We start from the raw sequence: 10,449 nt of genomic DNA, 5'->3' as shown, positions 1-10,449 counted from the left end.
ACCGCAACCAGCGGCTATCCGGTGCGAGGGCCTGCCCGCAGGGGCTGTCTCGTTTCTTTACAAACGAGACAGTGTGCATGGCAGCCCCCTGTTCAGTACCGTAATTTGTTCAGGCGGCAGAGTTTGGCAACGAAGGACTTGTTAGTGGAGGCAAGTAATCGTGATGGATCAGCTCAGCGTCGATTTAGATGCGTTGAGTCGGTTGTTGCCGCAACTTCGGGAACTAGCTGAGCAAGTCAAGGCTGGTACTGAGGACCAGATTCATGGTAGCGGAGCCGCGGATGCAGAGGTGGTCCCGTCGCTGGTCGCGGCCCAGCAGATGTCGACGATAACGTTGCCCTTAGTGAAAGCTGCTGTGGCGAATCAGATCGCGAAGGTCGCTGAATCAATTGAGGATGCACGCGTGGGGTTCATGACATCAGATGAGCAACTACTGGCGGCGGTCACCAAAGTCCCGACGTTGTTGCCTCACCCCATTGTTGTGTAGGAAGTCAAGGATTGACGCCGACTAAGTCGCAGGTCCTCAGCGCCAACCCCCACAAGGTGCTTGATCTACTCGACCAGTGGGTCAGAACCGTTGACACACTTGAGCAGCAAGTCGAGACGTACAAGAGATACGTCGACCGCCCCGGTGGTTCGTACTGGGAAGGAAAAACTGCCGAGGCGGCGCGAGTTCGTGCCGGTGAGGACTGCAGAGCGGTCGTGAATATGCGCGCCGCCGCAATGCGCGCTATCGGGCAGATCCGCAACACAGTCACGTCGCGCTTGATGCCGCCCCTGAGCAATGCCCAACAGATCATCGCCAACGCCGAAGCTCAGCCAGGAGTGACGGTCCATGAGGACCTGTCGATCACCTACATCCCACCGGAGGGCATGAACCCGATAACCGCTGAAGCCAACAGCAAAGTAGTCGCTGAGGCTGCTGCTGAACTCAAGGAATCGGCAGAAGCGTGGTGGGCAGCGGAGAACCAGGTCGCCCAACAGATACATGAAGCGCAATCGCTCATCACTGACGAAGTCAGCTTTGCCTCAACCACTCCGCAAGCTGCACGACCCCACATACAGACCGTCGACAATCACAACTTTAAAGAAAGCCCTCAGCAACCGCTGCCGGGTGATCCGGCAGGTATGACACCTGAGCAAGCGCGGACCGCCTATGACCAACTGAAGGGGGAAATCCGCGGCCACAACTCGCGGCCGCCCCCGCTCAACGACGCCGGTGCGGTCGATATCTACAACCGAGAAGCTGAAACGCTCAACGCCAGAAAAGCCGCACTAGAAGCGCAGCTAGGCAAGACAGAGACCGTGCCCGCTCAAGGAACACGCCTGGTGCCTGACTGGGCGCAGCCATGGCACCCGCCGGAAAACACACCAACACCGGTCCCACATGGCCCCGGCACCTGGCAACAGGTCACCGAATCCATGTCTGACCGCGCCGCCCAATACCAAATGCAGATCACCGGCCACCCCATCACCGATGGATACATCGTCAGCGGCGTGAAATTCGATGGATTCGCAAACGGCGCACTCATTGACGCGAAAAGTTTTTATGCACAATTCACCCAAAATGGACAGTTCATGCAGTGGTGGGCTGCTAGCCCGACAGGAGGTGAGGCCGTGATTAGCCAAGCGGCGCGGCAACTAGCAGCAGCCGGCGGTATTCCGATACAATGGTATGTAGCAGAACCAGAAGCTCTATCGGCATTCCGACAACTATTGTCCAGTAGAGGAATGTCTGGAATTCAGCTGGTCCTCGCGCCACCGAAATAAAAGGAAATCATGTCGCCAAATTCCTACATCGGAGCCTACTGGGGCAGTCGCGCGGCGTCTGTGGACGAGTGCGCAGAGCGCCTGGCAACGCTCATTGAGCAGTTCGCTCACGTTGATCCACTGTTGACGGGCTGGCGCCAGGGCGCGGGCTCAAAGCTCAAGGCCATCGAGCAGCCGCGTGTGACATCTGACCATGCAGACCTAGTAACTCGACTTCTCGCGGGACGCAATCGCCGGGACACCGATCGGCTGGTTATCGAAGAACTCGGTTATTCCGTGTCTTGGTGGAACGGAAATCCAGATGCATCCATCGGCCTCGCCGTCCGATGTGGTCAAACATCTCCGTATTCAACAAATAGCCTCGTGTTAAACCTTCCCGAGTCCGATGCTATCCCTGATCTCTACAGCCCGACTACGGCCTCGAAGTTGTTGAAGATTGTCATCGGCATATGGCAGCCAGACCACGCCGTCTGGACAAATTATGAGTTGGTTGATAAACAGCGCCAGCCAGATCAGCGGCTGGAAAACGGCGGCATAATCTCCGGGCAAATTATCGGATACTCGTCGGGCTGGGCTAACTTCCTCAGCGGGTCTGATTCGGTGAAATTCGACCTGGGGCTGTTGCCGGTCGCCGCAACAGTGGAACGCCTCGGCAACGGAACGCTTGTCACACTTGGCAACGATCCGGCCAACCCGCCGCTTGCCGACGTTTTTCAGGTACGCAAAGCGATGGGCTACCCGGTGCAGCCAGAACCGTTTAAAGACCTGGGCGCTGCCCAGGCCACCCCGCTGGGAACTGCTGGCGCACCGGGAGGCTTTGCAGCACCTGCAGCCTCTGGGGGACAAACCGATCCTCGCGGAACCCAAACACGCAGTGTCCCTAACCCAGCAAGCAGCACGGACAACAATCACAGCCGCGATATTCGACGCGGTACCGCTCCATGAAATCACTTATTGGCCAACACGATTGCGCCCCGCTAGCACCACTCCACAAGTCTAAGCAGTGTCCCAATACCAACCGATTTAGCGACAGGGAGCGCGGCAGCTACGGCTAATCGTCGTTGTTGTCGCTGAATTCCTTCATCACATTGCCGACCAGCGCAGGAACGTTGATTGCTGTGGGTGCGGGGCGCTTGCGTCCCTCGGCGTAGGCGAGTCGGGCGGCCGCCAAGTCGGCTAGGCGGACCGCCTGGATTACGATCACCCTTCGCAGCCCGGCGGATACCTCGCCGCGTTCATGGGCTACCGCCGCGACGCGGGCCAGGGTTTCAGCCCGTCTGGCGATACGGACGTCGGGGTGTTCACGGTCCTCTCGCATCCCTTCGGGAATGAGGTTAAAGCGCATCGCGGGTAGGAGGGCGACGGGACTTGAAACGGGGGGAATCTTTTCGTTGAGGATAGCCTTGTACTTCGATTGTTCGATTGCGTGGAGGTAGACTGAGTATTCGACAGCGTCGACCTTCGCGCGTTTGTCAGGTTGGGTGCGCAAGTGCTCTAGCGGGTACAGCTCCATCTCGGCGACTTCGAAGGGGTCGAGAATCCGGTAGGCGAGGGTGTCGCTGCGTTGCCCTCTCAAATGCCGGCCAATTCGGGTACCGAAGTCCTCTAGGGTCTGCCCGACGTAAATCGGCTCTCCGTCGAAGTCGTAAAAGGCATAGACGCCAATGCAACTGCGGAGCTTTTTCCCGCTGGCCGGATCTTCGGAGGCCAGGGCGGTTGCGAGGAGTTCACGAAACCCTCGAACGAAGGCGGTCGGCATTGAGTTCTTTTTCGGAACTTGGCCGTCGGGTTCGTTATATGAGGCGACCCCGCGGCTAGCCATTGAGAACCGACCCGGCCCGTCGCGTGGTGGGGTCGAGTTGAAGTGAGCCGTTGACCAACGGCATTAGGTATTTGAGGCCTAGCCACTTGACGACCGGAACGGCAACGGCGTCGCCAAATCCAAACAGTGCCTGGTTATGATAGCGTCCCAGGGAGTGGTGGACTTCGGATCTGGCGTGGTTCACGCGTTGCGATCAGCGAGTCATGTTGAACGCTAGGCGATTTGGTGTTGTTTGGCAAGCGCTGCAGCGGCGTGTTTGGCGGCGAGGACCTTCCGTAGTTCATCCATGGAGACATCGGAGAGGTAGCGGCGGGTGACCTGCCACTCGTCGTGAGCTTCGATGACTACTGCGGTCGCCAGACGCAGGAACGCCGCCGGGTTGGGGAAGATTTCCACGACGTCGGCGCGGCGCTTGATCTCCTTGTTGAGCCGTTCGATCGGATTGTTCGACCAGATCTTCTGCCAGTGCGCCGTGGGGAACGCGGTGAACGCCAGTACGTCGGTCTTCGCCTCACCCATCATGGCGGCCACCTTCGGGAAGCTGGAGGCCAGGGTGTCGGTGACGCGATCCCATTGATCAGCGACCTCGATGGGGTCGGTGTGAGCGAAGATCGTCTTGACCGCCGCAGTCACCGCCGGGGCGTGTTTGGCCGAGACCGCGGTGTGCAGGTTGCGCATGAAATGCACCCGGCACCGCTGCCACGAAGAATTGGTGAACTGTTGTGCCACAGCGGCTTTGAGCCCAGCGTGGGCGTCGGAGATGACTAGATGCACCCCGGTCAGGCCACGGGCTTTCAGCGACGCCAGGAACTCGCGCCAGAACTCGTAGGACTCACTGTCACCGACCGCGGTGCCCAGCACCTCGCGGGTGCCGTCGATGGACACCCCGGTAGCCACCACCAGGGCCTGAGAGACCACGTGCGCTCCGATGCGGACCTTGCAGAAGGTGGCATCGCAGAACACGTACGGGAACTCGGTGTGGGCCAAGCTGCGGGTACGGAACGCCTCGATCTCCTTATCGAGGCCGGCGCAGATCCGCGACACCTCGGACTTGGAGATCCCGGTTTCGACGCCCATCGCGGCCACCAGGTCGTCCACGCTGCGGGTGGACACGCCGTGGACGTAGGCCTCCATGATCACCGCGTGCAACGCTTTGTCGATGCGGCGACGCCGCTCCAGCAGCGAGGGGAAGAACGACCCGGCCCGCAGCTTGGGGATCTGCACCTCGATATCACCCGAGGTGGTCGACACCGTCTTGGGTCGGTGCCCGTTGCGGTGCACCGTGCGCTCGCCCCTGCGCTGGTAGCGGCCGGCGCCGATCACGGCGGTAGCCTCAGCCTCGATCAGCGCCTGCAGCCCGGCCCGGATCAGCTCGGCGAACACCGCCCCGGCATCAGCCGACTTCAGCGCATCAAGCTGGGCGAGCAAGGCAGAATGGTCATGGGTCATCGCGTCGTGTGTCCTTGTCGTGAGTCACTTGGTAGGTAACCCACTGACCACTACGCGATGGCCCACCCCAACAGCGTCAGCGACACACCCAGCAATAGGTCCGGCACCGACGACACCGGATTCCGAAACCCCACCACACCAGGGGACTTACCCCTGGTTATTTCGTGCTCCGGTGAGGGTGTAGTCACCTGCGCCCATCAATCGGGCATATTCAAGGGGCGTCATCCACCGTACTTGTAACCGGTTATTGCCGAGTCGTACGACGGCCTGTTTTGATGAGCCGCCTCGTGCCGTGCGTAGGCATCCTGAGATGTCGTCGGGACGCACTTCCCACACCGCGACACCGCCGCGGGTGCGGCGGTATGCGGTGCGGTGTTTTATGCCCTTTCCGCGCATTAGCTGATTGACTCGGTCGCGCTGTGTAGGCGAGAGGGATTTGACAAATGCGGCAGTCCGGGCGGCGTCCCACCAGCGTTCATCGCGTGTTGGCATGTCCTCAACCAAGGCCGTCAATCCTTTGATGGTCGGCCCCGGCGGGTCGGGGAGATGGGCGCGGTGCGTCCGAAGGTTCGGGTCGCCGAACACCCATTGGAGGTAGTCGGGTCGCAGCTCCGAATGAGGTTCAGCGGTGTCGGGTGGCGGGTTGAGCGCGCCTATGACGAACATGCGGGGGCGGGACTGTGGAAGAAAACGGCGCGCGTCGAGCGCGATCACATCGACGGAGTAGCCCAGTTCGTTAAAGGCGGTGATCGCCTCGCCCAGGTCGTCGCCGCCGTGTGAGGTCGCTAACCCGGTCACGTTCTCCAAAACGACAGCGGGTGGCCGGTTTTCCTCTAGGGCCTCGAGCAGGTTGACGAAGTGCCAGAACACACCGGACTGGCGGCCGGCCAGCCCAGCGCGCCCTCCGGCTAGCGATAGATCAGTGCAGGGTGACGACGCCCACGCCAGCGCCGCATCGGTGGGCAACTCTGACACATTCACGTCGGCGATGTCGCCTAGGGCGAAAGTGTGGCCGGGGGTCTCGCCGAACTGCGCGAGGTACATATCCCGCTTATCCGGCTCGTGGTCGTTGGCCCACGCCACTTGAAAACCGGCGCGCTCAAGCCCCATGCGGGCCAGGCCGATCCCAGCGAAAAACTCCATGACCTTGGGCTTGGCGCGGGTGGTGCGAAAGTGTGTCACATTGCCCACAGGCGCCACAGTATCGGCCGGTGGGGGTCCAGTCGCGGATACCGCTCCTATTAGCGTCGAGTCAGTGTCAGGGTGGGGTTGCCGCATGCTGCGGTGGTTGGATCCTGATCACCTGGTGTCTGGCTCGTAGCGTCCTTGCCACCTTCGGGTTGGCGTTCATGCGTTTTGTCGGCACCAGGTGTGAAGGACCGGCCGGCGTGACTTGATAGGAGCGTGGCATCGCCCCCACTGAGATGTGTCCGCCGACCGGTCCAACCGTCACCTCACAGTGAAGGAGGCAACCACCATGGTTGTTGTTGGAGCCGATGTACACAAGCGAACCCACACGTTCGTGGCCGTCGACGAGGTCGGCAAGAGGTTGGATGAAAGGGTCGTGAGGGCGACCACGTCGGGGCATCACAAGGCATTGCGGTGGGCGCGGGAGCGCTTCGGCGCCAAGGTGGTGTGGGCGATCGAAGATTGTCGGCATCTGTCGGCGCGCCTGGAGCGTGACTTGCTCGCCGCCGGGCAACAAGTGGTGCGGGTGCCGCCGAAGTTGATGGCCCAGGTCCGCGCGTCGGCGCGCACGCGGGGTAAGTCCGATCCCATCGACGCCTTGGCGGTGGCCCGGGCATTTCTGCGGGAGCCGGGGCTTCCCGTTGCCTCCCATGACGATGTGTCGCGAGAACTCAAGCTGCTCGTTGATCGTCGTGAAGACCTTGTGGCGCAACGCACGTCGACGATCAACCGACTGTTGTGGCGGGTGCATGAACTCGATCCCGAACGAGCACCCAAGCCACGTTCGCTGGACTTGGCCAAGCACCGCACTCTGCTCGGCCGGTGGCTGGCCACCCAGCCCGGTCTGGTCGCCGAGCTGGCTTGTGACGAGCTGGCCGACATCACCCGGCTTACTGAGGCCATCAACGCGTTGGCGAAGCGCATCGAGGATCGTGTCCGTCAGGTCGCGCCGGCACTGCTGGCTCTTCCTGGCTGCGGGGCGTTGACCGCGGCCAAACTCGTCGGCGAGGCCGCCGGTGTCACCCGGTTCAGAAACGAGGCAGCCTTTGCCCGCCACGCCGGCGTCGCCCCCATCCCGGTGTGGTCTGGCAACACCGTCGGGCGGGTGCGCATGACCCGCTCGGGCAACCGCCAACTCAACGCCGCCCTGCATCGCATCGCCGTCACCCAAATCCGTCTTCCCGGCCTAGGACAGACTTACTACCGCAATCGCATCGCTGCTGGCGACTCCAAAGCCGAAGCACTGCGTTGCCTCAAACGCCGCCTGGCCCGTGTGGTCTTCCATCGCCTACATACCGACCACTGCAACCGGCTACAGCCTTGCCAATCGGCAGCGGCTTGACATAGGAGAAACGCGTGGCGAAATCGTGGGCGTCGAGTGATCACACGCGCCGGTCCATGCAGGGGAATCGATCACGGGACACCGGGCCGGAGCTGGCCGTGCGGCGGCTGGTGCACGCGATGGGCCTGCGTTACCGGGTCAACGCCCGCCCGCTGGCGCAGCTACGGCGGACTGCCGATCTGGTGTTCACCCGCCGTCGAGTCGCGGTGTTCATCGACGGTTGTTTTTGGCACGGCTGCCCCGAACACCATCGACGGCCGGGGGTGAACGTCGACTATTGGAACGAGAAGGTGGAGCGGAACCGCCAGCGTGATAGCGCGACTGACGCGGCGTTGGCGGCAGCAGGGTGGACGGTGTTGCGATTCTGGGCTCACGTCGATCCTGCCGAGGTGGCCGCGGCGGTCAGGGATGCGGTTACCGCGCGCACATAAAGGCACGTCCGACATCTTGAGATGCGAATCTCGCACCATATTCCGTATCCAAATCAGCAGTATTCAGTATATCAGTACATCAGTACATCAGTACATACTGATATGCTGCGTTGTGGCGATCCTCTATGTCAAAGTGATGTACTGAACCACTGATATGCGTAGTTCCTTATCTACTGAAATGAGTTTCCATTGTCGCTTGTCCTGACGATCGTCGTGGCCAACCTCAAAGGCGGGTCGACCAAGACCACCACGTCGGCCTTCGTCCTCCATGCTCTCGCTGAAGCTGGTCTATCGGTCCTGGGCGTAGATGCCGACGGCGAGAATGAATCGCTTCTTTCGTGGTCGGAAGCAGGTGAGTGGTCGATTCCGGTCATTGGCATGCCGGTGACTGACCTGCATCGCAAGCTACCGGGCATCGCTGGTGACAGGTACGAGGCGGTTGTGATCGATACGCCGCCGATGAAGGAGCGCCGCGGTGTGGTTGCCTCGGCCATCAGGATGGCCACCCACGTGTTAGTGCCGATGGCCCCGACCGGCATGGAGTACGCGCGAGTGCCTGCTATTTGCGATCTCGTTGACGAGGCCGCGGCGCTGGCTGCGGGGGAGCCGCCGCAGCTGGCAGTTGTGTTGACCCGCACCGTGCCAAATGCCGCCAGCACCGATGTGTATCGGCAGATGCTTACCGCGGACGGTGTGCGTGTTCTGGGGCCGACAGTCGGTCGATTGGAGCGTTACGCCCAGGCGTTCGGCCTGCCGATCACGAACGCGGCCGCCACTGCGTATGGCGACATTGCCGCCGAACTGCTCGGAGCCCCGGACGCGTAGTTACTGATTTACTGATATACGTAGATAATTCTGACTAGGGAGTATCGACACATGAGCAGCGCCGCGGACCGTATCAAAGCCAATGCGGAGCGGCTGCGGACGAAAACGCCGACCAGACCCGCGGCGGCGGTCGACTCAGAGCCGACCGTGTCCGCCACGGAAGCGCCTGCGCCCCGCCAGTCCACCGCCGCCGCCGTCCGGCAGAAGAATGTCCGACGCACAGTCGACCTGTCCCCGGCAGCTCACCGCGCGCTTGATGCATGGCAAAGTCAGGCCGCCGAACGTCTCGGGCTCGCGCGGGTGACCGGCCAGCAAGTCCTCGCCGCGCTCGTTGATCGGCTTCTCAACGACCCCGAGCTGGCCGAGCGGGTAATCCAAGCGATCTCAGCCGACCGGTAACCGGCTTTCTGCCCAAGTAGGACAAGTTCTCCGAGTTAAGAACGAATCTTGGCCCGCACGGCGTGTCTCCAATCAGATTGACGCTCCGTCGGGGGAGGGTGGTCCGCATGGGACAGCCACACAAAGGTGATCGCCTGCTGTTGCAGTCGACGCAATCGCCCCTGGCGGTGCGCGAGGCGGTGCACGCACGCGCAATGGCGGCGGGGTTGCCCGACTCGCAGTATCTCGCTGACGTGCTTGCGTTGCACGTTGGCCGCCCGGACCTTGTTCGCGACCTCGACAAGCAGGACGGCTTAGCCCTCAGTCCCGATCTTCTGCCGTCGACCTCGTCGGTGCCGCCGCTGCTCCAGACACGCCCGCTGCGGCCGGTCTGGGAGGCGGTGCGTTCCCGCGCTGCTTCGGCCGAGTTGTCGGCCGCGCAGTACTTCGCTGACGTGGCTGCGTTGCACGTCGGCCGTCCCGATCTTGTTCGGACTGCTAGCAAGGGGGAGGGGTTGCCGCTGGCGATGTAAACACCGCCGCCCCGCCCCTAACGGGGGCAGCCGCGAACTCCGGCTTATGGGGGCAGATGTGACAAATCCATAGCGGTGCAGACCAACCCGTTGATATGACGAAGGCCCCCGAAGGGGCCTTGTCTAGGGGTTCAAACCGAGCGGCGAACTCGGTTTCAGGTCCGCACCTGTTGCCCCTGAAAGGGACGTGTCTTGGACGACTCGTCTCACGGTAGCGCACGCCCTGAATCACGGCTAGATGCGGCACGCGGGCAGTGCACGAATCGTGACATTTTCACCGCTCTACGGGCGGGTACTTCACCTCAGCATTTCGCGGCCTCGCGTGGCGCTACAGCGAGCCCGAATGTGGCGCGGGCGATTGCGGCGAAGCGGCGTCGCGAGTGGATCGAAAGCGTGGGCGCGAAGGCTGCGCACGGGCCGATGTGGTCGAGTCGGGAGCGGTGGTTATCCGATCTTCGGGAGTGGTCGGATTCGGCCAGTTTTTCGGCCGATGCCAGCGCGGCTCGGGTGTCGATCGCGGCTTCGACGTTGGTCGCGATCGCAGCGGTGATGGCGACGCATGCGGATCACGCGACGGGCCGCCATGTGGCCGTCACCCGCGCGACGGTGGCGGCTAGGGCGGGGTGTAGTCCGGATACGGTGACGGCGGCCTGGCGGCTGCTCAGGTCGGCGGGGTGGGCGGTGGAGGCCCAGCGTGGGCATGGCTCACCC

11 protein-coding genes are annotated in these 10,449 nt (G+C 62.2%); 8 read left to right on the top strand and 3 right to left on the bottom strand.

The window, feature by feature from the left end; all coding sequences use genetic code 11:
- Positions 1-163: 163 nt before the first annotated feature.
- From QXK92_RS33415 to QXK92_RS33405, 3 genes are read left to right on the top strand one after another with little or no spacing between them, the layout of a single operon-like run.
- The gene (locus QXK92_RS33415; RefSeq protein ID WP_306249028.1) at positions 164-487 is read left to right on the top strand and encodes a hypothetical protein; all 324 of its coding nucleotides are present in this window, start codon (positions 164-166) and stop codon (positions 485-487) included.
- Between the two features lie 11 nt (positions 488-498).
- Positions 499-1,770 (top strand): Tox-REase-5 domain-containing protein, encoded by a 1,272-nt coding sequence (locus tag QXK92_RS33410; RefSeq protein ID WP_306249026.1) that lies wholly within the window; start codon positions 499-501, stop codon positions 1,768-1,770.
- A gap of 9 nt (positions 1,771-1,779) precedes the next feature.
- Complete coding sequence (locus QXK92_RS33405) at positions 1,780-2,715, top strand: Imm52 family immunity protein (RefSeq protein ID WP_306249024.1); 936 nt, start codon at positions 1,780-1,782, stop codon at positions 2,713-2,715.
- Between the two features lie 106 nt (positions 2,716-2,821).
- Here the strand turns inward: QXK92_RS33405 and QXK92_RS33400 are convergent, their stop codons facing one another.
- The 3 genes from QXK92_RS33400 to QXK92_RS33390 all read right to left on the bottom strand — a co-directional run bounded on the left by QXK92_RS33400 (position 2,822) and on the right by QXK92_RS33390 (position 6,232).
- Positions 2,822-3,529, bottom strand: a complete 708-nt coding sequence (locus tag QXK92_RS33400; RefSeq protein WP_306249022.1) for a GIY-YIG nuclease family protein — start codon at positions 3,527-3,529, stop codon at positions 2,822-2,824.
- Positions 3,530-3,805: 276 nt separating this feature from the next.
- A complete protein-coding gene (locus QXK92_RS33395) occupies positions 3,806-5,041 on the bottom strand; it encodes an IS256 family transposase (protein ID WP_306239809.1) in 1,236 nt (411 codons plus the stop codon).
- A 147-nt stretch (positions 5,042-5,188) separates the two neighbouring features.
- On the bottom strand, positions 5,189-6,232 hold the full coding sequence (locus tag QXK92_RS33390; protein ID WP_306249020.1) for a DNA cytosine methyltransferase: 1,044 nt from the start codon (positions 6,230-6,232) through the stop codon (positions 5,189-5,191).
- A gap of 268 nt (positions 6,233-6,500) precedes the next feature.
- Between QXK92_RS33390 and QXK92_RS33385 the strand changes: the two genes are divergently transcribed.
- The 5 genes from QXK92_RS33385 to QXK92_RS33365 all read left to right on the top strand — a co-directional run bounded on the left by QXK92_RS33385 (position 6,501) and on the right by QXK92_RS33365 (position 9,738).
- On the top strand, positions 6,501-7,571 hold the full coding sequence (locus QXK92_RS33385) for an IS110 family transposase (RefSeq protein ID WP_306249018.1): 1,071 nt from the start codon (positions 6,501-6,503) through the stop codon (positions 7,569-7,571).
- A gap of 14 nt (positions 7,572-7,585) precedes the next feature.
- Positions 7,586-8,002: a very short patch repair endonuclease gene (locus QXK92_RS33380; RefSeq protein ID WP_306249016.1), complete on the top strand. Its 417-nt coding sequence runs from the start codon at positions 7,586-7,588 to the stop codon at positions 8,000-8,002.
- A 189-nt stretch (positions 8,003-8,191) separates the two neighbouring features.
- Positions 8,192-8,827, top strand: a complete 636-nt coding sequence (locus tag QXK92_RS33375) for a ParA family protein (protein WP_306249014.1) — start codon at positions 8,192-8,194, stop codon at positions 8,825-8,827.
- A gap of 51 nt (positions 8,828-8,878) precedes the next feature.
- Positions 8,879-9,226, top strand: coding sequence for a hypothetical protein (locus tag QXK92_RS33370; RefSeq protein ID WP_306249012.1), 348 nt, complete (start codon positions 8,879-8,881; stop codon positions 9,224-9,226).
- 107 nt (positions 9,227-9,333) lie between these two features.
- Positions 9,334-9,738, top strand: coding sequence for a hypothetical protein (locus QXK92_RS33365; RefSeq protein ID WP_306249010.1), 405 nt, complete (start codon positions 9,334-9,336; stop codon positions 9,736-9,738).
- The last annotated feature ends 711 nt before the right edge of the window (positions 9,739-10,449 follow it).

The organism is Mycobacterium sp. TY815 (assembly GCF_030755135.1).
GTDB lineage: Bacteria > Actinomycetota > Actinomycetes > Mycobacteriales > Mycobacteriaceae > Mycobacterium.
Note: the sequence above shows the minus strand (reverse complement) of the source record. Positions and strands in the feature narration are given on the sequence as shown.